Raw genomic sequence first — 21254 nt, forward strand, 5'->3', positions numbered from 1 at the left:
GTTGCCATGTCACTGAATACTCGTCCTAGAAAGGCGTTAGATTGGCTTACACCATTAGAGAAATTTGCTCAGCTTGTTGATTATCATAAGGCTTTTGAAACTGTCGCACCTCATGTTTGAATTCGCCTAGATTCATTTTTTTAAATAACAAACTTGCCCCAAAATCATTGGTCGATATACCTTTATGGATCTTTGTAAGTGTGAATAATGACATGAATTATACTTGGTATAATGAATATATTGTGATAAACATCATGATTTATTGGCAGCTGGTGATATGTGATTTTGAATAAAAGCCTTTTTGCGCTGTGAAAAAGATTAAAGTACAGAAGTACGCTACTCTGTAAATTTAGAGATGATCATCAAGAATATTTGATTTCAATAAGTATGATCAAAGAATTACTATAATTTGTTTCTAATAGAAAAAGGCTGCAAATAGCAGCCTTTTTCTATGACAACATATGTGTCGCGTGACGGTTTACCTTACCAGCTCAGCGCACCACCAGTCTGATAATCTGTCACACGCGTTTCGAAGAAGTTCTTCTCTTTACGCAAGTCCATCATTTCAGACATCCACTGGAATGGGTTGTTCACACCAGCAAACTGCTCAGGCAAGCCCAACTGTGCTAAACGACGGTTACAGATGAATTTCAAGTATTCTTCCATCATCGCAGCATTCATACCCAATACACCACGTGGCATAGTGTCACGCGCATATTCGATTTCAAGCATCGTACCTTCAAGAATCATTTGAATAATTTCTTCTTGGAATTCAGCAGTCCACAAGCTTGGGTTTTCGATCTTGATTTGGTTAATCATATCGATACCAAAGTTCAAGTGCATCGACTCATCACGTAAGATGTATTGGAATTGCTCAGCAACACCATTCATCTTATTACGACGGCCCATCGACAAGATTTGGCTGAAACCACAATAGAAGAAGATCCCTTCAAGCACACAGTAGAACGCGATCAAGTTACGTAGTAAGATTTGATCGTTTTCTGGTGTACCAGTTTGGAAGGTTGGATCACATAAAGACTGCGTATATTTCAAGCCCCAAGCAGCTTTACGCGCAACTGACGGAACTTCACGGTACATGTTGAAGACTTCGCCTTCATCCATACCTAAAGATTCGATACAGTATTGGTAAGCATGCGTGTGAATCGCTTCTTCAAACGCTTGACGCAAAATGTACTGACGGCATTCAGGGTTGGTAATGTGACGGTAAATTGCCAACACCAAGTTATTTGCAACCAATGAGTCTGCTGTAGAGAAGAAACCTAATGAACGCATGACGATGGTACGCTCATCTTCGGTTAAGCCATTTTCAGACTTCCAAAGCGCGATGTCATGGTTCATGTTTACTTCTTGTGGCATCCAGTGGTTTGCGCAACCGTCTAGATATTTTTGCCAAGCCCATTCGTATTTGAACGGTACAAGTTGGTTTAAGTCCGCACGACAGTTAATCATGGCTTTGTCGTCAACTTGTACACGTTGCGCACCCATTTCTAGTTCTTCTAGACCTGGAGCAACATCTAAGCTTTCTAAGGCGTTAGATGCTCTTGCCAACGGATCGGCTGGATTTGTTGATCGGCTTCGAGGGGTTGAAGCGGGTTGTGCAGTTGCCACATTCTTCTGTGGTTGCTCTGCAGCAGATACCATCTGCGGATTAGCCGCTTTTTGCGGTTCGACGGGCGCAGACTTGTGTTCAGGTGCAGCCGGTTTTTGCGAATCATCTTCGAAATCGTCCCAACTTAGGATAGACATATCAATTCTCTCTACGTTGCTTTATATCTTTTATCGACATCCAGCAGTGCTGAGATGTCTTACTATACGCTTAATTTGTGAAAGCAAAATTAAGTTTTGCCAATCGTTGTTCTAAAACTGTGCATAGAACGTGATTCTCACGACTTATTTTGCTTTCGCTTTTTGCTTTGGTTTGCTTTTACCCAAAAGTAGGCAATCGGCATATAAAACAAAACCACAAAGGAAATCACCAAGGTCGCAAGACCTAACATATAGTTATGTGTCATATGGAGCATGGTGGATTCCTTAAATTTAGCTTTGATTTGAGAGACCTTTTGGTCTCTCAAATTTTACCACAGGCTTAACTGAGCTTGATTGGGATAACTTCTGCAATGTGCACGGACTTTTTCCCATCGATTAAATCGAAAACGGCTGTAGTCACATACACTTACAGGTTTATCCAATGAGCAACTTACTCTCATCAGCATCTCCTTTTTGTAAAAGATGCTTTCAGAGGAGTGACTCACACTCTAAATTTTGCTAAAGTAACCTTCGTTAGATCGCCAAATTTAACACTGATTACCTTAGCTACTTTCTAGAGTGTTTATAAACCTCTGAAAGCTTAGGTTTTCAAATCAATGGTCTGTCACTTGTGTCAGGCCATTTTTTATTGCTTAAAATTTACTTTTTTAAAGTCTATATCTCCTTTTATTTATTCTTTCATGGTTTGGAATCCCTCTAAATCCCCTTTTGCAAAGGGGGACTAGCATCCCGCCATTTGCTTCGAGGATTCCCCCTCCATTTAGGAGGGGTTAGGGGAGGTTATTACTGACAAGCCTCACAGTCTGGATTGTCAATTGAACACGCCATTGGCACTGGAGCTGCTTGACCGAAGCCTTCATCTTCAGCAACCGCTTCTGGTTTAACTTCCTGAGCAACTGCTGCAACAGGCGCTGCCGTTACAGTTGCAGGTTTTACTGCATTCAATGCACCAGTGTTAATGGTTGATTTCTCAGCAGATGTTGCACCTAAAGCTCGAAGGTAATACGTTGTTTTCAGACCGCGTAACCAAGCCATTTTATAGGTCAAATCAAGTTTCTTACCGTTTGCACCAGAGATGTAAAGGTTTAAAGACTGCGCTTGATCGATCCATTTTTGACGACGTGATGCAGCATCCACAATCCAACGTGGCTCAACTTCAAATGCCGTCGCGAAGATTGCTTTAAGCTCTTCAGGAATACGAGAAATCTTCTGAACTGAACCTTCAAAGTGTTTCAGATCATTCACCATCACAGAGTCCCACAGACCACGGTCTTTCAACGCACGTACTAAGTACGGGTTGATCACAGTGAACTCGCCTGACAGGTTCGATTTTACATATAAGTTTTGGAATGTTGGTTCGATTGATTGTGAAACGCCACAAATGTTCGAAATGGTTGCCGTTGGAGCAATTGCCATAACATTTGAGTTACGCATACCGTCTTTTTGAACTTTGGCACGTAAAGTGTCCCAGTCCAAACGTTGAGTGCGGTCAACTTCAAACATACGCTCAGGACGTGTTTTAGCAACAAGGTCTAGTGAGTCAATTGGCAGGATACCTTGATCCCACAGTGAACCTTTAAATGTCTCATAAGTACCACGTTCAACAGCCAAATCACTTGATGTTGAAATTGCGTAGTAGCTGATCACTTCCATCGATTCATCAGCAAAGTCTACTGCGGCATCAGAACCATAAGCGAGTTGCATTTCATACAGCGCATCTTGGAAGCCCATGATACCCATACCCACTGGACGGTGTTTCAAGTTCGAGTTTTTCGCTTGTGGCACAGCATAGTAGTTAATGTCGATCACGTTATCGAGCATACGAACCGCTGTTTTCACTGTACGTGCAAGCTTTTCACGGTCTAACACACCACCTTGAACGTGTTGTACAAGGTTGATCGAACCTAAGTTACATACTGCAATTTCATCTTTGCTTGTGTTTAATGTGATTTCTGTACACAAGTTAGAAGAGTGAACGACACCAACGTGTTGTTGTGGTGAACGTAAGTTACATACGTCTTTGAATGTGATCCACGGGTGACCAGTTTCAAACAACATCGACAGCATTTTGCGCCACAAATCTTTTGCACGGATTTTCTTGTGCAACATATTTGTTTCTTTCGCAATGGCTTCATAGTGTGCATAACGTTCAGCGAACTCTGCACCCATTAAGTCATGTAGATCTGGTGTTTCAGACGGCGTGAACAGGGTCCATTCAGCGTCTTCAAAAACACGTTGCATAAACAAGTCAGGAACCCAGTTTGCCGTGTTCATGTCATGCGTACGGCGACGGTCATCACCGGTGTTTTTACGTAACTCTAGGAATTCTTCGATGTCCAAGTGCCAAGTTTCAAGGTATGCACAGACTGCACCTTTACGCTTACCACCTTGGTTTACTGCAACAGCAGTATCGTTCGCCACTTTAAGGAATGGAACTACACCTTGTGACTTACCGTTTGTACCTTTGATATACGAGTTCAAAGCACGAACTGGCGTCCAGTCATTACCTAAACCGCCTGCCCATTTAGATAGCATTGCGTTATCACGCATAGCGCCATAAATGTCATACAGGTCATCATCAATCGTGGTCAAGTAGCAGCTCGACAACTGAGGACGTAGCGTACCTGAGTTAAACAGGGTAGGCGTAGATGCCATGTAATCGAAGCTCGACAATAAGTTGTAGAATTCGATTGCACGTTCTTCACGGTTTGCTTCGTTGAGTGAAAGACCCATCGAAACACGCATGAAGAATAATTGTGGTAATTCGAAACGTACGCCATCTGAGTGGATGAAGTAACGGTCAAATAATGTTTGTAGACCTAAGTATGTAAATTGGTTTGAGCGTTCTGGTTGAATCGCTGCGGCTAATTTCGCAAGGTCAAAGTTAAGAAGCTCTGGTGAAAGTAGGTCTAGCTCAATACCTTTCTTCAGGAAAGTTTCTAAAGCATCGCCTTCAGCTGTGTCTTCAGACAAGCCTAGGAAAGTTAAACCTGTTGCGACCAATTCATCACGAAGTAGGCGAGCCGTCACGTAGGTATAGTTTGGTTCTTGTTCGATACGTGTACGTGTTGCCATCATCATCGTGGTTGCGATGTCAGATGCTTTTACACCGTTGTAAAGGTTTTTGATGGTTTCATCGATGATCGCTTGAACATTGATGCCTTCTAAACCTTCAGCCGCTTTTGTTACAGTCGCTTCAAGCTTACGCATGTCAAGCGGTTGAAGCTGACCATTGGCGTCAGTGATTTGTAAGGTTGGGTGATGGTTTTCACCTGCTTGTTTACGTGCATCAGCACGTTGATCGCGGTAGATGACATACGCACGAGCAACTTTCTGTTCACCTGTACGCATCAGCGCAAGTTCAACTTGGTCTTGGATTTCTTCGATGTGAATTGTACCGCCAGAAGGTAGGCGGCGACTGAACGTATTTAATACCATCTCGGTAAGTTGAGAAATACGATCGTGGATGCGGCTTGAGTCAGCACTTTGTTGGCCTTCAACAGCCAAAAATGCCTTACCAATGGCAACAGAGATTTTTTCTGCGTCAAAGCTGGCAACATCTCCAGTGCGTTTAATCACCTGAATTTGACCAGGGGTTGAATTCGATACGCTCATGCTAGCATAGCTCCATTTTGTCATCTATTTTTATGTCTATGGACCGTTTGAACTGGGCAATTTTTATGCCACAGTGTTTGAGGTTTAAACACAAGACCTAGTGGTTTAAAAATTAATTGAACACAAGATACGGGAAAATTCAGGGTAGATCAATATTGACATTTTATTAAATATTTTGATCGATCTGGTCTCGAAAAGATCTCAAAAAGATCCCTTTTTTATGATTCTTGTATTAAGCCTTATTAGACAAGGCGATAGCATAACAAAGCTCGGTTTAACTGCTTATAGATAACATTGTGGATAAGTTCAAAACAGACGAATGAGTGAGTTATAAACTGTTCAAACAGTGACTTGGTATGAAAAATCGCCATTTTGTAAAGAAACGTTTCTTTTGCTTTGGTTGGATATACAGCAAACGCGAGAAAGCGCTCATTTCGGGGCTGAAAAAATGTATAACAAAATGCTACTTTGATGTATCAGTTTGGTGAACAAGATCTTGTTTACAATGTAAACGTGTGTATATTGCAAAATATATCAGAGCGTATCCCTTGGATTTTAAAGGATACGTTAAGTCGTCAAAATAAAGGGGCACTCCATGAGCCAAGAAGAAAAGTTACCAAAAATTTTAATCGTAGAAGACGATGAGCGCCTAGCTCGCTTAACTCAAGAATACCTAATCCGTAATGGTCTTGAGGTTGGGGTAGAACCCGATGGTAACCGTGCCATTCGCCGTATTATTGCAGAACAACCCGATATGGTGGTGTTGGATGTGATGCTTCCAGGTGCAGATGGTTTAACCATTTGCCGTGAAGTTCGTCCACATTATCACCAACCGATTTTGATGTTGACTGCACGTACCGAAGATATGGATCAAGTGCTTGGTCTAGAAATGGGTGCAGATGACTATGTTGCAAAACCAGTTCAGCCACGTGTTTTACTTGCACGTATTCGTGCCTTATTACGTCGTACTGACAAAGCACCTGAAGATGAAGTTGCACAGCGTATCGAATTTGATGATCTGGTGATCGATAACGGTGGTCGTTCAGTGACTTTAAATGGTGAGTTGGTTGACTTTACCAGCGCTGAATATGATTTATTGTGGTTGTTGGCTTCAAATGCAGGCCGCATTCTTTCTCGCGAAGACATTTTCGAACGCTTACGTGGTATCGAATATGACGGTCAAGACCGTTCAATTGATGTACGTATTTCGCGTATCCGTCCAAAAATTGGTGATGACCCTGAAAATCCAAAACGTATTAAAACGGTACGTAGTAAAGGCTACTTATTTGTAAAAGAAACCAATGGTCTTTAAGCCGTTTATTTGATTCGTTAAAACGGGACATTTTTAGTGTTCAAACACAGTATATTCTTGCGTATCTATGCTGGGCTGGTAGTGCTGGTCGCTATTGTTGCCCTCATGGGATATTTGCTTGTACAAATTATTAACTATCAGCGAGTGCAAGAATATCGCGAGTCTTTGACGGACGGGATTTCCTTTATTATTAGTGAAGGTGTATCCCGTCAGACCAATGCACAGCAAAAAGCAGACTGGATTTCAGATGCTTCAGATTTGCTTGAACTGCCGATTAATATGATCCCTGCTGATAAGGTGGATTTGAGTCGTGCAGAATTAAAGCGGATCAGTGAGCGTAAAGCGGCTGTGCGTTATGATGCACAAACGCAAGTGGCGTACTTGATCATTGGTCTAAAAGATGATCCGAAACATTTACTGTATATTAAAGTAGATAAAATTGGTGAGCTGCAAATGAAAGCACTCCCGATTTTTATCCTAGATTATCTGGTGTATTACCCAGGCCAAGAAGAAGAGTACTTGGAAAAAGTACAGAAACATTTCTCTTATCCTGTACAAATTGAAGAAGTGCAAAATCTGGCTTTAGAGTCGGAGCAGATAGGGCGGTTACGTTTAGATCATAGCGTGATCTTATATCGTGATAGTGCTTCTGTGCGTGGCACCACCATTTCTATTGTGTCTCCACCTTTACCTAGTGCCCCGAGCAAGGTTTTGGTATTGGGGCCTGTGCCTATTTTCAACTGGATGCCGTTTCAGCTTGCAGCAGGCATTACCTTGTTGAGCCTGTTTGTGCTCAGTTTGGGGGTGTATGGCTTACTTGTACCGATGCAGCGTAAACTGCGCGAGGTCAATTACGGTTTAAACCGTATGAAAGCGGGTGACATGACCCTGCGTTTGCCTGTCGATGGCACCGATGAAATGGCCAGTCTAGCCAATAGCTATAACAGCATGTCAGACCATATTCAGCGACTCATCGAGGCGCAGCGTGAGCTGATGCGTGCGGTATCACATGAGCTTCGTACGCCTGTTGCTCGGATTCGTTTTGGTATGGAAATGTTGGCTGAAGAAGATGATTATGAATACCGTCTTCAGCAAGTTGATATGATTGATAAAGACATTGAGGCCTTAAATACCTTAATTGATGAAATCATGACTTACGCCAAGTTGGAGCAGGGCACACCATCACTCGATATTGAAAACATTGTCTTGTTTGAAGTCTTAGATCAGGTGGTGGTTGAGACGGAAGCACTAAAAACCCAGAAAGAAATTCATTTAAATGCTCCTCCTTTAACCTTAAAGGTCGAAGCGGAACGTCGTTATTTACACCGCGTGGTGCAGAACTTGGTTGGTAATGCGGTTCGTTATGGCGACCATCAGGTGCTGGTCAGTGGTGGTATTAATGACAGCGGTATGGCCTATGTTTGTGTTGAAGATGACGGGCCCGGTATTCCAGAAGACGAGCGAGAGCGTGTTTTTGAAGCCTTTGCGCGTTTAGATGATAGCCGGACTCGAGCATCGGGTGGTTATGGTTTAGGTTTGTCAATTGTGAGCCGAATTGCCTATTGGTTCGGTGGTAGCGTTAAAGTGGATCAGAGTCCAAGTCTCGGTGGTGCACGTTTTACCATGACATGGCCGGCACATCGCTTTAGTAAGTCTAAAAAGAAGTATAGTGTCAAAGATAGTACAGATTCAAAAAGTTAAGCATTAAAAAAGCACCGAAATTCGATGCTTTTTTATTTTCTATGCTGACTTATTCTTGGATGTTGGCATCGGGAGAAATAATCTGTTTGCCTTGTTTTAGGCTTTCAAGTGCATCTGGATTAAAGTCAATCAATAATGAGTTGTTTTGGGTGTCTATGCCATAACGGCTAATGAGCTTTTGATCACCATTAATCGTTTCAATTTTATATTCATCCACAATATTCATAATGCCATCAAGGTTGGTGGTGGCTGACGCTTTGTCTTGGCGAAAAAGCTCATAAATGTCGCGTAAATCAAAGATGGCATTATTGGCATCGGGGTGTTTACGAACATAAGTTTCAACATGGCGAATAAGCAACTGGGCAAATAAAAAATAGTTAGGTTTATGGGTGAATTCCAGACTCATGTGGTGCTCCTTATTCTTTGTTGTTGGTTGTCTATATCAATAGCACAAGAAAAAGCCAAGTGCATTAATTGATTGGAGTGATTTGCAAAAAAATACAAAAAATATGAGTGACTTAATCTACTTTTGTACTTTTTAAATAAACAAAATGCAGCGGTTGTTGAGCTGAGTTTTTTAAACTGCTGATTGTGTGATTGTTATCGGAATGAGGTTGAAAAATGCTTTATAGGCTTTGTTTGAATGTTAAAATTTGGAAAAATAATAGAATAGTACTGTTTTATTTAAGAAAACGATCAGTTTTAAAATAAAAGGGCTTGCATAGAAAAAATCTCAAAAAACGACGAGAAATCATCCTAAAGACGAAGGTCTATAAGCTAGCAACTTACGTCATCAATCGGGTACAATTGGCGGGATTAATTTTGTGTTTGGTGTATTTGAAGGCCAATACATACATTCTTTGTTAATAAATTAGGCCTGCCAGGAGTTATCCCCGCATGAGTGCCATTACTCCATACGAATGGGCAATTATTGCCTTCGTGATCGGCGTTACATTTCTTTGCGTCTTTATGCTCACTGTCCCATTACTCCTTGGGGGTAAGTCATGGGGTCGTGCAAAGCAAGAGCAATTTGAATCAGGTGTGGTTGGTGCTGGTGGCGCACGTATCCGCCTGTCAGCAAAGTTCTATTTGGTTGCAATCTTCTTTGTCGTATTCGACTTAGAGGCGCTTTACCTTTACGCATGGGCTACATCGGTTCGTGAAGTGGGGTGGGTGGGTTTCACCACTGCAGCAGTATTTATTTTAGTTTTACTCGTTGGTTTGGTTTATGAGTTGTCTACTGGTGCGCTTAACTGGTCGCCTTCTGACAAACGTAAAGCAGCAGGGATTAAACCTAAAGTTGGTTCTCCAAATATGAATCTTGCAGAAATCACTCGCTTTAATTCAATTGAAGAGTTGGTTATGGACCCTACAGGTCAAATCCCAGCTCAATCATCTGGTCGTGTGAAAGATAAGTCACCGGCTAAATCGTCTGATAAGGAGTAACTCGGGATGAAATATACATTAACCCGTGCGAATCCGGATGCTGATCAATATCCACTTCAAGAGCGTCAAATCGTAACGGATCCGCTTGAAGAAGAAGTGAATAAAAATGTGTTCATGACTCGTTTAGAGGACGTGGCACATACAGCAGTGAACTGGGGTCGTAAGAACTCAGTTTGGCCGTTTAACTTTGGTACATCTTGCTGCTACGTAGAGTATGCAACGACTTTAACAGGCGTGCATGACTTGTCGCGTTTCGGTGCCGAAGTAATCCGTGCTTCACCTCGTCAGGCTGACTTGATGATTGTTGCAGGTACATGTTTCGTCAAAATGGCTCCAGTTATTCAACGTTTATATGAACAAATGTTGGAACCGAAGTGGGTTATTTCAATGGGCGCATGTGCAAACTCTGGCGGTATGTACGATATTTATTCAGTTGTGCAAGGTGTGGATAAAATCATCCCAGTCGATGTTTATATTCCAGGTTGCCCACCCCGTCCAGAAGCATTAATCCAAGCATTAATGTTGTTACAAGACCAAATTCAATTAGAGCGCCGTCCACTTTCTGCCGTGATTGGTGATGATCTTAAGCCAGTGTATAAGCCAAAGATGATGCCAGAACGTGACCGTAAGAATGCTGAACGTATTGCAGTGAAAAACTTACGCTCTATGGATGAAATTAAATAATTTAAACGACAGTTGTTTTGATGCACCCGGTCTGGGTGTCGTTGTCGTTTAGGTTGAATGAATTTGTATTAAATAGGAAGCCAAGCCAATGGCTGAAACTGAAAACGCTATGCCAGAGTCAGCGCAAGTTGATTCACGCCCAGCATTTGCAATTGTAGAAGAGCTCAAAACCAAATTTGGCGAGAACTTCTATGTGCAAACGACTTTTGAAGACTTTCCAACGGTCTGGGTTGAGCGCGCGCGCGTACAAGAAGTTTTAATGTTCTTGCGTACAGTGTCACGTCCATACGTGATGTTGTTTGACTTGTCTGCGGTAGATGAACGTTTACGTACACACCGCGACGGTTTGCCTGCGTCTGACTTTACTGTGTTCTATCACTTATTATCGCTTGAGCGTAATAGTGATATTCGTATCAAAGTTGCATTGAATGAAAATGATGTAAATCTTCCAACTGCAACCAACATTTGGCCAAATGCCAATTGGTACGAACGTGAAGCTTACGATATGTTCGGGATCAATTTCGAAGGGCATCCAATGCTCCGTCGTATTTTGTTGCCAACCTATTGGGAAGGTCACCCTCTTCGTAAAGAATATTCTGCACGTGCTACTGAATATACACCGTATATGCAGAACCAAGCGAAGCAGGATTACGAACAGGAACACCTTCGTTTCGTACCTGAAGATTGGGGTATGAAGCGCGGTAATGACGACGAAGACTTCATGTTCTTGAACTTAGGTCCGAACCACCCATCTGCGCACGGTGCTTTCCGTGTAATCTTGCAGTTGGATGGTGAAGAAGTGAAAGACTGTGTGCCTGATATCGGTTATCACCACCGTGGTGTGGAAAAGATGGCTGAACGTCAAACTTGGCATTCATTCATTCCTTATACCGACCGTGTCGATTACTTAGGTGGTTGTGCGCAAAACATGCCTTATGTGATGGGTGTGGAGCAAATGGCGGGTATTACTGTACCTGACCGCGCGCAATGTATCCGTGTCATGATGTCTGAATTGTTCCGTATCAATAACCACTTATTGTATATCGGTACTGCGATTCAAGATGCCGGCGGTATGACGCCAGTCTTCTACATGTTTGCGGATCGTCAAAAAATCTATGACGCGATTGAAGCAATCACCGGTTACCGTATGCACCCAGCATGGTTCCGTATCGGTGGTACAGCGCATGACTTGCCAAACAACTGGCAGCATCTGATTCGTGAAATCCTAGATTGGATGCCGAAGCGTATGAACGAATACTACACAGCAGCGCTTAAAAACTCTGTATTTGTAGGTCGTACGCGTAACGTAGCTCAATATGACGCGAAATCTGCGTTGGCTTGGGGTGTAACTGGTACTGGTCTACGTGCAACAGGTATTGACTTCGACGTTCGTAAATATCGTCCATACAGTGGCTATGAAAACTACGACTTCGATGTGCCACTTGAGTACGAAGGCGATGCGTATGCGCGTGTTCTTGTTCACTTCCGTGAAATTGAAGAATCACTCAAAATCGTGAAGCAATGTTTAGACAACATGCCTTCTGGTGCATACAAAGCAGATCACCCATTGGCTGTTCCACCACCAAAAGACAAGACTTTACAAGACATTGAAACCTTGATTACGCACTTCTTAAGCGTATCTTGGGGTCCTGTAATGCCTGCAGGTGAAGCATCTGTAATGGCGGAAGTGGTCAAAGGTGCGTCGAATTACTACTTGACTTCAGACAAGTCAACGATGAGTTATCGTACCCGTATTCGTACACCGACTTTCACGCATTTACAGCAAATGCCTTCTGTGATTAACGGCAGTCTGGTATCTGACTTGATCATTTATTTAGCGACTATTGATGTCGTTATGGCTGACGTGGATCGCTAAGGGGTAAACGCATTATGATGATTTTGACTGATAAAAAGCCACGCGTGAATGTTGAAGGGATTTTGACTGCGGACGAAATCCACGAAATTGAACATCACATTGGTCACTATCCGTACCCACGTGCAGCATCTTTGGATGCTTTGAAGTGTGTACAACGCCGTAATGGCTGGGTAGATGACGCGCAGCTAAACGCCATTGCTCAGTTATTGACAATCAGTGTTGCTGATTTGGAAGGTGTTGCAACTTTCTATAACCGTATTTACCGTCAACCCGTGGGTCGTAACGTCATTTTACTTTGTGACTCGATTGCATGTTTCTTGATGGGTGCGGAAACTTTAGCAGAAGCATTCCAGCGTGAATTAGGCATTCAGTTTGGTCAAACGACTGCTGATGGCCGTTTTACTTTGCTGCCGATTTGCTGCTTAGGTAACTGTGACAAAGGCCCAACCTTAATGGTGAATGAAGACACTCACGGTTTGGTTGAAGTTTCTTCAGTGAAACAGTTGTTGGAGAAGTATGTATGAATACCGAACCAAAACCAATTTATGGCGAAGGTAACCCAGAAACGCATCCATTAACTTGGCGTTTAAGTAAACAAGAGCACGTTCGTAATGCAGATGATTACGAAGCGCTTGAAGGTTACGCGGGTCTGAAAAAAGCAATCACCATGCCGCCGAAAGATGTGCTTGAAGTGATTAAAGCTGCGACTGTAAAAGGCCGTGGTGGTGCAGGCTTCCCAGCAGGGATCAAATGGTCTTTAATGGCGCCAAATGACAACTCAGGTCCACGTTACTTGATTTGTAATGCCGATGAGATGGAACCAGGGACCTTTAAAGACCGTTTGTTGATGGAAAAACTTCCTCACCAATTGATCGAAGGGATGTTGATTGCAGCGTATACGCTAGAAGCAACCCATGGCTATATCTTCATTCGTGGCGAGTACATTGAAGCAGCTGCGTACTTAAATGAAGCGCTTGATCAAGTTCGTGCCAAAGGTTACTTGGGTGAAAACATCCTTGGAACTGGCTGGAACTTCGAGTTGCATGTGCACACTGGTGCGGGTCGTTATATCTGTGGTGAAGAAACTGCATTAATCAACTCACTTGAAGGTCGCCGTGCAAACCCACGTACGAAACCGCCATTCCCACAAGTTGCAGGTGCTTGGGGTCGTCCTACCATTGTTAACAACGTAGAGACCTACAATAACTTACCGGCAATCATGTTGCGTGGCCCTGAATGGTATATCGGCTTATCTGCGGGTAAGTCGAAAGATCCAGGCACAAAAATTTATGGTGCATCTGGCAAGGTGAAATTCCCTGGTCTTTGGGAGCTTCCATTTGGTACAACTGCGCGTGAAGTCATTGAAGACTATGCGGGCGGTATGCGTGATGGCTTAAAGCTTAAAGCATGGTTACCAGGTGGTGCGTCTACAGACTTCTTGGCTGCTGAACACATTGATCTACCGATGGATGCTGAGAGCATCATGAAAGCAGGTTCACGTTTAGGTACGTGTTTGCTGATGGTGGTGGATGAAACGCAATGTATGGTTTCAGCGACACGTAACTTAGAAGAATTCTTTGCACGTGAGTCATGTGGTTTCTGTACGCCTTGTCGTGATGGTTTACCGTGGGCGGTGAAAGCACTGAAAGCATTGGAAGATGGTACAGGTAAGAAAGAAGATATCGATCACTTACAAGAACTTACCCGTAAGCTTTGGATTGGTAAGACTTTCTGTGCGCATGCTCCAGGTGCAATGGAACCGTTGATGGGTGCACTCAAATATTTCCGTGGCGAGTTTGAAGCAAAAGTAGTGAATGCTGCTGCGCAAACTAGCAACGTAGAACAAGCTTAAGGAATTCGACTATGGCTACAATTCATGTCGATGGCAAATCGTACGAAGTCAATGGCTCAGAGAACTTGCTGCAAGCATGTTTGTCTTTGGGTATTGATATCCCGTACTTTTGTTGGCATCCATCCTTAGGTTCTGTCGGTTCTTGCCGTCAATGTGCCGTGACTCAATACGCGAATCCTGAAGATACGCGTGGTCGTTTAGTCATGTCATGTATGACGCCTGCATCTGACAATACCTACATCTCGATTGAAGACAAAGAAGCGAAAGACTTCCGTGCGTCAATTGTTGAGTTCTTGATGACGAATCACCCACACGACTGCCCAGTCTGTGAAGAAGGTGGTCACTGTCATTTACAAGATATGACCGTGATGACTCAACACGACCGTCGTCGTTACCGTTTTACTAAACGTACGCACTACAACCAAGAGCTGGGCTCATTCATTTCACATGAAATGAACCGTTGTATCGCATGTTACCGTTGTGTTCGTTACTACAACGACTATGCGGGTGGTACTGACTTTGGTGTGTATGCAAGCGCGTCACGTGTTTACTTTGGTCGTCCTGAGTCAGGCACTTTAGAGTCTGAATTCTCGGGTAACTTGACTGAAGTATGTCCTACAGGTGTATTCACCGACAAAACTCACTCAGAACGTTATAACCGTAAGTGGGACATGCAGTATGCGCCAAGCGTATGTCAAGGCTGTTCTTCGGGTTGTAATATTTCTCCGGGTGAGCGTTATGGCGAACTTCGTCGTGTCGAAAACCGTTTTAACGGTGAAGTGAACCAATACTTCTTGTGTGACAAAGGTCGTTTTGGTACAGGTTATGTGAACCGTGCAGACCGTCCACGTCAACCGCAGTTCCGTGATGGTGCTGAAGTCACTACAGTTTCTGTAGATCAGGCATTAGATACGGTGATTGCAAATATCCAAGGCAAAAAAGTTTTGGGTATTGGTTCTCCACGTGCATCACTTGAGTCGAACTTCGCGCTTCGCGAATTAGTTGGTCAAGACAACTATTCAACAGGTATGTCTCAAAAAGAGCAAAACTTGGTTGAATTGGCTGCATCGATTATGCAAACCGAAGGTGTATATAACCCAGGTATGCGTGAAATCGAAAGCTATGATGCTGTGCTTATTTTGGGTGAAGACTTAACACAAACTGCGCCACGTATGGCGTTGTCTGTTCGTCAAGCGGCGAAAAACAAAGCCAAAGAAATGGCTGCGGAACGTCGTACCCAAGACTGGTTAGCAGAGCCGCTACAACGTATTGCTCAAGACGCGAAATCACCGATTTTCATCCTCGCTGCAACACAAACACGCTTAGCTGATGTTGCTGCTGGTGAAGTGGTTGCTTCTCCAAACGACATTGCTCGTTTAGGTTTTGCCGTTGCTGCTGCTGTGAAAGGTGATGCAATTCTTGGTTTGGCGGATGATGCGAAAGCATTTGCTCAGAACATTGCAGATACACTGAAAGCGGCGAAGAAACCACTGATCATTTCAGGTACAAGTTTACAAGACGCATCTATCATGGAAGCTGCTGCACAAGTTGCGCAAAACCTTGGTGGAAATGCTGGCTTAACCTTGACGGTTCCTGAAGTGAACTCTATGGGCTTAGCAATCTTCGGTGGGCAAAGTTTAGAACAAGCGTTTGCACAAGACTATGACACGGTTGTGATCGTTGAAAATGATCTATTCCGTCGTTTGCCAGCGGTACAAGTTGAAGCAGCACTTTCTGGTAAAGACGTGATTGTTTTAGATCACTCTGAAACTGAAACTGTGAAGAAAGCGGATATCGTACTTTCTGCTGCGTCATTTGCTGAAGGCGATGGTACGGTTGTCTCTCAAGAAGGCCGTGCACAACGTTTCTACCAAGTGTATGACCCGAGCTACTACAAACCTGAACTGGCGATCAAAGAATCTTGGCGCTGGTTACATGCCATTGAAACCGGTGTGAAGGGTAAAGCGATTTCTTGGACCTTGCTTGATGATGTCATCGAGTCAGTTGCGAAAAACGTACCTGCACTTGCTGCGATTCAAGATGTGGCTCCAGATGCGGGCTTCCGTGTCCATGGTTTGAAAGTTGCTCGTGAACCGCGTCGTTACTCTGGTCGTACCTCTATGCGTGCACCATTGAACGTGCATGAACCGAAACAACCGACAGATATCGACTCGGCATTAACATTCTCTATGGAAGGTTATGTCGGGAACCAGACGCCGTCTCCACTGGTACCATTTGCATGGTCAGCAGGTTGGAACTCACCGCAAGCTTGGAACAAATTCCAAGATAACGTGGGTGGTCACTTAAAAGGTGGTGATTCGGGTGTGCGTTTATTCGATCGTTTAGCGAAGCGTCCAGCACGTACTTTCGTTGCTCCAGCGGTTGTGGTTGCAAACCCTGAAAGCTTCCGTTTAGTGCCGATGCATCACATTTTTGCTTCTGGTGAATTTACTGTGAAAACACCTGCTATGGAATCGCGTATTCCTGAAGCGGTCTTTGCAGTGGGTGAGCAAGATGCAACTCGTTTGAATGTTCAAGATGGTCAAAAAATCACTGTGAAAGCAGGCGAGACTTCGATCGTACTTCCAGTTCAAGTGATTGATTATTTACCTACAGGTTATATTGGTTATCCAGTTGGTCTTGCACCTACGGTTTCACTTGCTGAGCCTGTATCAGTCGCGGTAGGAGCGTAATTCATGCAACAAGAATTAATCCGTCAAACGCCGCTTTGGGCTGAGAACTGGCCAATTGCCTACTCAGTCATTCAAGCGATTGTGATTTTACTCGTTGTAGTACTCATCGCTGCGTTGATGTCTTTTATTGAGCGTCGTTTACTGGGCTTATGGCAAGACCGTTATGGTCCGAACCGTGTAGGTCCTGGGGGGATGTTCCAGATCGTTGCCGACATGTTGAAAATCATGTTCAAAGAAGACTGGACACCAAAGTTTGCTGACAAATTGACTTTCCGTTTAGCTCCTGCTGTTGCCATGGCAACAGCGGTGATGTCGTTCATGGTTATTCCTGTATCACCATACTTAGGTGTTGCAGACATGAGCATCGGTCTATTGTTCTTTATGGCAATGGCAGGTATTGCAGTCTATGCGGTATTGTTTGGTGGTTGGTCATCAAACAACAAATATGCATTGCTTGGTGGTCTACGTTCTGCAGCTCAAACCATTTCGTATGAAGTGTTCTTGGGTATTTCATTGATGGGTGTGGTTGCAATTGCAGGCTCATTCAACATGCGTGAAATTGTAGAAGCACAAAAAGATGTATGGTTTGTCATTCCACAGTTCTTAGGTTTCCTAATCTTCGTGGTTGCAGGTGTTGCGGTAACTCACCGTCACCCATTTGACCAACCAGAAGCAGAACAAGAATTGGCGGAAGGTTACCACGTCGAGTACGGCGGTATGAAATGGGGGATGTTCTTCGTTGCAGAATATGTCAACGTAGTTCTGATCTCTGCATTGATCGTAACGCTATTCTTCGGTGGTTGGTTAGCGCCATTTAACATCGATATTCCGTTCATTCCACCAGTATTCTGGTTCATTATCAAAACAGCATTCTTTGTGATGATGTTTGTCTTGGCTCGTGGTTCACTTATGCGTCCGCGTTATGACCAAGTGATGAACTTTGGTTGGAAGATTTGCTTACCATTAGCGTTAGTTAACTTATTAGTTACTGGCGCAGTGATTCTGTGGTAAGGGCAGGGAGAATAAAATGTATAAAATTCTAGCTGGGTTCGGGTCAATCGTACGTTCACTGTGGATGGTTTTCTCACACGTGACACGTAAACGTGACACCATTCTTTACCCAGAAGTGCCAGCCGAACAAATTGTTCCACCACGTTTCCGGGGTCGTATCGTGTTAACACGTGACCCAGATGGTGAAGAACGTTGTGTTGCGTGTAACTTATGTGCAGTTGCATGTCCTGTTGGCTGTATTTCACTACAAAAAGCAGAAAAAGAAGATGGTCGTTGGTATCCGGAGTTTTTCCGTATCAACTTCTCACGTTGTATTTTCTGCGGTATGTGTGAAGAAGCATGTCCGACGACTGCAATTCAAATGACTCCAGATTTCGAGTTGGGTGAATACGTTCGTCAAGACTTGGTGTATGAGAAAGAAAACTTACTCATTTCAGGTCCTGGTAAATACCCAGACTACAACTTCTACCGTGTAACAGGTATGGCTGTAACTGGAAAAGACAAAGGTCAAGCGCAGCGTGAAAGCGCACCAGTTGATGTACGGAGCTTATTACCATGATGTGGCCATTTTATTTGATGGCACTTGTGGCCATCGTTTCTACGATTCGTGTTGTGACCAACGCGAATCCTGTACACGCTTTATTAAGCTTGATCGTGTCACTTCTTGCAGTTGCAGGCATGTTTATGATCGTGGGTGCGCCATTTGCTGGCGCGCTTGAGATCATCGTCTATGCAGGCGCGATCATGGTGTTATTCGTATTCGTAGTGATGATGTTAAACCTTGGTCAACACACCGTTGAACAAGAGCGTAAATGGTTAACATCGTCTGCTTGGGCATATCCAGCACTCATGAGCTTCTTAATGGGCTTGGTGTTGGTGTGGATGCTCGGCTCTGACTACACAGCGGCTGGCCCTGTTATGGGTACCGAAGTTGTGGGTCCAAAAGTCGTTGGCCAAGCACTCTTTACTCACTATTTATTATTGGTTGAAGTTGCTGCCATGTTATTGCTTGCTGCGTTGGTTGCAGCATTCCATCTTGGCAAACGTGAACCAGGTGCAGAAGAGGACAAACAATAATGGGCAACATCCCTTTAGAACATGGTTTGATTGTTGCAACCATTCTTTTTGCACTGGGTTTTTACGGTGTGATGGTGCGACGCAATCTATTATTTATGTTAATGAGTCTTGAAATCATGATGAACGCAGCTGCGCTTGCGTTTGTTTTGGCTGGTAGTGCATGGGTACAACCAGACGGACAAATCATGTTTATTCTGATCTTAACGCTTGCTGCGGCAGAGGCTTGTATTGGTCTTGCGATCGTCCTTCAGTTCTACCATCGCTTCCATCACTTGGATGTGGATGCTGCTAGTGAGATGCGCGGATGAGTTTTTTATATTTAACAGTATTATTCCCGCTCATTGGTTTTGTCCTTTTAGCGGCAGGTCGCAACAAGCTTCCTGAAAATGTCGCTGCCATTATTGGTGTGGGAGCGGTTGGCCTTTCTGCATTGGTTGCTTTGATCGCTGGTCTAGACTTTGTTAATAATGGCAAAGTGACTTATGTTCAACATCTTTGGACATGGTTCAATGTAGGCAACCTAAGCCCAGGCATTAGCTTACATCTTGACGGTTTATCACTGCTCATGATGGGTATGGTGACGGGTGTGGGTTTCCTGATTCACATCTTTGCATCATGGTACATGCGTGGTGAAGAAGACTTCGCGCGTTTCTTCTCTTATTTCAACCTGTTCGTTGCCAGCATGTTGCTGCTCGTATTGGGCGATAACTTAGCGTTATTGTTCTTAGGTTGGGAAGGCGTAGGTCTATGCTCTTACTTGCTGATTGGTTACTACTATCAAAACCCTGAAAATGGTTTTGCAGCAATTAAAGCATTTACCGTAACACGTGTCGGTGACGTTTTCTTATTGATCGCTTTGTTCTTAATTTACCAACAGTTCGGTACTTTAAACATTGCTGAAGTGGTTGCAGCTGCACCAACAGTGATGACACAAAGTTCATCTTTAACCATTTGGACAGCACTCATGTTGTTCTTGGGTGCGGCAGGTAAATCTGCACAGATCCCATTACAAACATGGTTGGCCGATGCAATGGCAGGTCCTACACCTGTATCTGCATTGATCCACGCTGCAACGATGGTAACTGCAGGTGTTTACCTGTGCTGCCGTATGTACACCGTGTTTGAAATGGCGCCTGAAGTGATGATGTTTATCTCAATCACAGGTGCGGTAACGTTGTTAGTGGCTGGTTTTGCTGCATTGGTTCAAACCGACATCAAACGTATTTTGGCTTACTCAACGATGAGTCAGCTGGGTTATATGTTTATGGCTGTGGGTGCTGAAGCTTATCAAGCAGGCTTATTCCACATGCTGACTCACGCATTCTTCAAGGCATTATTGTTCTTGTCTTCGGGTGCAGTGATTTTGGCTTACCACCACGAACAAAACATCTTCAAGATGGGCGGTTTGTTCTACAAGAACAAATTCCTATTTGCTTGTTTCGCCATTGGTGGCGGTGCATTAGCAGCGATTCCATTCATTACCGTGGGCTTCTTCTCGAAAGATGCAATCTTGGGTGCAGTTTGGGTGCAAGGCGAATCAATCGCAGTGTATAACTCATTGTACTGGGTGGGTGTAGCAGGTGCTTTCTTAACGTCGATTTACACATTCCGTCTCATTTGGGTTGTGTTCTTTGGTAAAGAAAATACACCGTATCATGCGATCAAAGGCATTACCTTCTGGGGTCCTTTGGCGATTCTTGCTGTACTTTCAACTTTCGTCGGTGCGGCACTTAAAGCACCTGTGGAAAGCATTTTAAATGCAGCAAAAATTCCAGCATTTGTGATTCCTGAAGCTTTAGAACATGGTATGCACAGCGCAGAATATACTGCTGTGGGTATTGCATTGGTTGGTTTAGTGATTGGTGTGGTCTTGTTTGCGTTTGCTTATAGCGCAGTGAAAGGCTTTGCTAAAACGTCATTGGGTGCAGGTCTTGCAAACATTTGCCGTAATGCACTGGGCTTCGATGCGCTTTATAACATCGTTTTTGTGAAACCATATTTGCTTATTGCGAAGATTCTAGGTCGTGATCCAATTGATCGCTTGTGGTTAGTCTTGCCTGCACTTGTAAAAGGCGGTCACAGCTTCACAAGTTCACGTCAAACGGGTTCATTGCGTGATTACGCATCAAGCATGGCATTAGGTATCTTTGTATTGCTAATGGTCTTGATCGTAACTCAGATCGTGGGGAAATAAGATGG

General features: G+C 43.8%; 17 protein-coding genes and 1 pseudogene. 14 read left to right on the forward strand and 4 right to left on the reverse strand.

Annotated features, from left to right (window positions below; genetic code table 11):
• Positions 1 to 120, forward strand: a pseudogene (locus MF4640_RS19070) (IS30 family transposase); the annotation flags it as partial.
• Positions 121 to 483: 363 nt separating this feature from the next.
• Here the strand turns inward: MF4640_RS19070 and MF4640_RS14050 are convergent.
• From MF4640_RS14050 to MF4640_RS14055, 3 genes are all read right to left on the reverse strand, one after another.
• Complete coding sequence (locus tag MF4640_RS14050) at positions 484 to 1767, reverse strand: ribonucleotide-diphosphate reductase subunit beta (protein ID WP_078389989.1); 1284 nt, start codon at positions 1765 to 1767, stop codon at positions 484 to 486.
• A gap of 137 nt (positions 1768 to 1904) precedes the next feature.
• Complete coding sequence (locus tag MF4640_RS19485; RefSeq protein ID WP_004695369.1) at positions 1905 to 2042, reverse strand: hypothetical protein; 138 nt, start codon at positions 2040 to 2042, stop codon at positions 1905 to 1907.
• Between the two features lie 529 nt (positions 2043 to 2571).
• Positions 2572 to 5403: a ribonucleoside-diphosphate reductase subunit alpha gene (locus MF4640_RS14055; protein WP_078389990.1), complete on the reverse strand. Its 2832-nt coding sequence runs from the start codon at positions 5401 to 5403 to the stop codon at positions 2572 to 2574.
• Positions 5404 to 5998: 595 nt separating this feature from the next.
• On the opposite strand from MF4640_RS14055, the gene bfmR reads away from it, so the two are divergent.
• Both bfmR and bfmS read left to right on the forward strand, forming a co-directional pair.
• Entirely contained in the window at positions 5999 to 6715 is a 717-nt protein-coding gene (bfmR, locus tag MF4640_RS14060) for a response regulator transcription factor BfmR (RefSeq protein ID WP_004695375.1), read from the forward strand.
• Positions 6716 to 6751: 36 nt separating this feature from the next.
• Entirely contained in the window at positions 6752 to 8416 is a 1665-nt protein-coding gene (gene bfmS, locus MF4640_RS14065; RefSeq protein ID WP_078389991.1) for a sensor histidine kinase BfmS, read from the forward strand.
• A 49-nt stretch (positions 8417 to 8465) separates the two neighbouring features.
• Here the strand turns inward: bfmS and MF4640_RS14070 are convergent, their stop codons facing one another.
• Positions 8466 to 8822, reverse strand: coding sequence for a hypothetical protein (locus MF4640_RS14070; RefSeq protein WP_078389992.1), 357 nt, complete (start codon positions 8820 to 8822; stop codon positions 8466 to 8468).
• A gap of 491 nt (positions 8823 to 9313) precedes the next feature.
• On the opposite strand from MF4640_RS14070, the gene MF4640_RS14075 reads away from it, so the two are divergent.
• The 11 genes from MF4640_RS14075 to nuoL all read left to right on the forward strand — a co-directional run bounded on the left by MF4640_RS14075 (position 9314) and on the right by nuoL (position 21249).
• Positions 9314 to 9862, forward strand: a complete 549-nt coding sequence (locus MF4640_RS14075) for an NADH-quinone oxidoreductase subunit A (protein WP_004695380.1) — start codon at positions 9314 to 9316, stop codon at positions 9860 to 9862.
• Positions 9863 to 9868: 6 nt separating this feature from the next.
• On the forward strand, positions 9869 to 10546 hold the full coding sequence (locus tag MF4640_RS14080; RefSeq protein ID WP_004695382.1) for a NuoB/complex I 20 kDa subunit family protein: 678 nt from the start codon (positions 9869 to 9871) through the stop codon (positions 10544 to 10546).
• A gap of 88 nt (positions 10547 to 10634) precedes the next feature.
• Complete coding sequence (gene nuoC / locus MF4640_RS14085; protein WP_078389993.1) at positions 10635 to 12422, forward strand: NADH-quinone oxidoreductase subunit C/D; 1788 nt, start codon at positions 10635 to 10637, stop codon at positions 12420 to 12422.
• A 14-nt stretch (positions 12423 to 12436) separates the two neighbouring features.
• Positions 12437 to 12946, forward strand: coding sequence for an NADH-quinone oxidoreductase subunit NuoE (gene nuoE, locus MF4640_RS14090; protein WP_004982912.1), 510 nt, complete (start codon positions 12437 to 12439; stop codon positions 12944 to 12946).
• The gene (nuoF, locus tag MF4640_RS14095; protein ID WP_078389994.1) at positions 12943 to 14274 is read left to right on the forward strand and encodes an NADH-quinone oxidoreductase subunit NuoF; all 1332 of its coding nucleotides are present in this window, start codon (positions 12943 to 12945) and stop codon (positions 14272 to 14274) included. Before nuoE ends, nuoF begins: the two co-directional genes overlap by 4 nt.
• A gap of 11 nt (positions 14275 to 14285) precedes the next feature.
• Positions 14286 to 16967: an NADH-quinone oxidoreductase subunit NuoG gene (gene nuoG, locus MF4640_RS14100; protein WP_078389995.1), complete on the forward strand. Its 2682-nt coding sequence runs from the start codon at positions 14286 to 14288 to the stop codon at positions 16965 to 16967.
• A 3-nt stretch (positions 16968 to 16970) separates the two neighbouring features.
• Entirely contained in the window at positions 16971 to 17978 is a 1008-nt protein-coding gene (gene nuoH / locus MF4640_RS14105) for an NADH-quinone oxidoreductase subunit NuoH (RefSeq protein WP_004695391.1), read from the forward strand.
• Positions 17979 to 17994: 16 nt separating this feature from the next.
• Entirely contained in the window at positions 17995 to 18537 is a 543-nt protein-coding gene (nuoI, locus tag MF4640_RS14110) for an NADH-quinone oxidoreductase subunit NuoI (protein ID WP_004651038.1), read from the forward strand.
• Positions 18537 to 19055, forward strand: a complete 519-nt coding sequence (gene nuoJ / locus MF4640_RS14115; protein WP_171056751.1) for an NADH-quinone oxidoreductase subunit J — start codon at positions 18537 to 18539, stop codon at positions 19053 to 19055. Before nuoI ends, nuoJ begins: the two co-directional genes overlap by 1 nt.
• Positions 19055 to 19363 (forward strand): NADH-quinone oxidoreductase subunit NuoK, encoded by a 309-nt coding sequence (nuoK, locus tag MF4640_RS14120; RefSeq protein WP_004695395.1) that lies wholly within the window; start codon positions 19055 to 19057, stop codon positions 19361 to 19363. Before nuoJ ends, nuoK begins: the two co-directional genes overlap by 1 nt.
• Complete coding sequence (gene nuoL, locus MF4640_RS14125; RefSeq protein ID WP_078389996.1) at positions 19360 to 21249, forward strand: NADH-quinone oxidoreductase subunit L; 1890 nt, start codon at positions 19360 to 19362, stop codon at positions 21247 to 21249. Before nuoK ends, nuoL begins: the two co-directional genes overlap by 4 nt.
• The last annotated feature ends 5 nt before the right edge of the window (positions 21250 to 21254 follow it).

Origin of the sequence: Acinetobacter sp. MF4640, from assembly GCF_002018895.1 — a bacterium.
GTDB lineage: Bacteria > Pseudomonadota > Gammaproteobacteria > Pseudomonadales > Moraxellaceae > Acinetobacter > Acinetobacter johnsonii.

Bases quoted from the DNA above. Each gene is read 5' to 3' on its own strand.
- MF4640_RS14050 (WP_078389989.1), bottom strand. From the start codon at position 1,767: ATGTCTATCCTAAGTTGGGACGATTTCGAAGATGATTCGCAAAAACCG.
- MF4640_RS19485 (WP_004695369.1), bottom strand. From the start codon at position 2,042: ATGCTCCATATGACACATAACTATATGTTAGGTCTTGCGACCTTGGTG.
- MF4640_RS14055 (WP_078389990.1), bottom strand. From the start codon at position 5,403: ATGAGCGTATCGAATTCAACCCCTGGTCAAATTCAGGTGATTAAACGC.
- bfmR (WP_004695375.1), top strand. From the start codon at position 5,999: ATGAGCCAAGAAGAAAAGTTACCAAAAATTTTAATCGTAGAAGACGAT.
- MF4640_RS14070 (WP_078389992.1), bottom strand. From the start codon at position 8,822: ATGAGTCTGGAATTCACCCATAAACCTAACTATTTTTTATTTGCCCAG.
- MF4640_RS14075 (WP_004695380.1), top strand. From the start codon at position 9,314: ATGAGTGCCATTACTCCATACGAATGGGCAATTATTGCCTTCGTGATC.
- MF4640_RS14080 (WP_004695382.1), top strand. From the start codon at position 9,869: ATGAAATATACATTAACCCGTGCGAATCCGGATGCTGATCAATATCCA.
- nuoC (WP_078389993.1), top strand. From the start codon at position 10,635: ATGGCTGAAACTGAAAACGCTATGCCAGAGTCAGCGCAAGTTGATTCA.
- nuoE (WP_004982912.1), top strand. From the start codon at position 12,437: ATGATGATTTTGACTGATAAAAAGCCACGCGTGAATGTTGAAGGGATT.
- nuoF (WP_078389994.1), top strand. From the start codon at position 12,943: ATGAATACCGAACCAAAACCAATTTATGGCGAAGGTAACCCAGAAACG.
- nuoG (WP_078389995.1), top strand. From the start codon at position 14,286: ATGGCTACAATTCATGTCGATGGCAAATCGTACGAAGTCAATGGCTCA.
- nuoH (WP_004695391.1), top strand. From the start codon at position 16,971: ATGCAACAAGAATTAATCCGTCAAACGCCGCTTTGGGCTGAGAACTGG.
- nuoI (WP_004651038.1), top strand. From the start codon at position 17,995: ATGTATAAAATTCTAGCTGGGTTCGGGTCAATCGTACGTTCACTGTGG.
- nuoJ (WP_171056751.1), top strand. From the start codon at position 18,537: ATGTGGCCATTTTATTTGATGGCACTTGTGGCCATCGTTTCTACGATT.
- nuoK (WP_004695395.1), top strand. From the start codon at position 19,055: ATGGGCAACATCCCTTTAGAACATGGTTTGATTGTTGCAACCATTCTT.
- nuoL (WP_078389996.1), top strand. From the start codon at position 19,360: ATGAGTTTTTTATATTTAACAGTATTATTCCCGCTCATTGGTTTTGTC.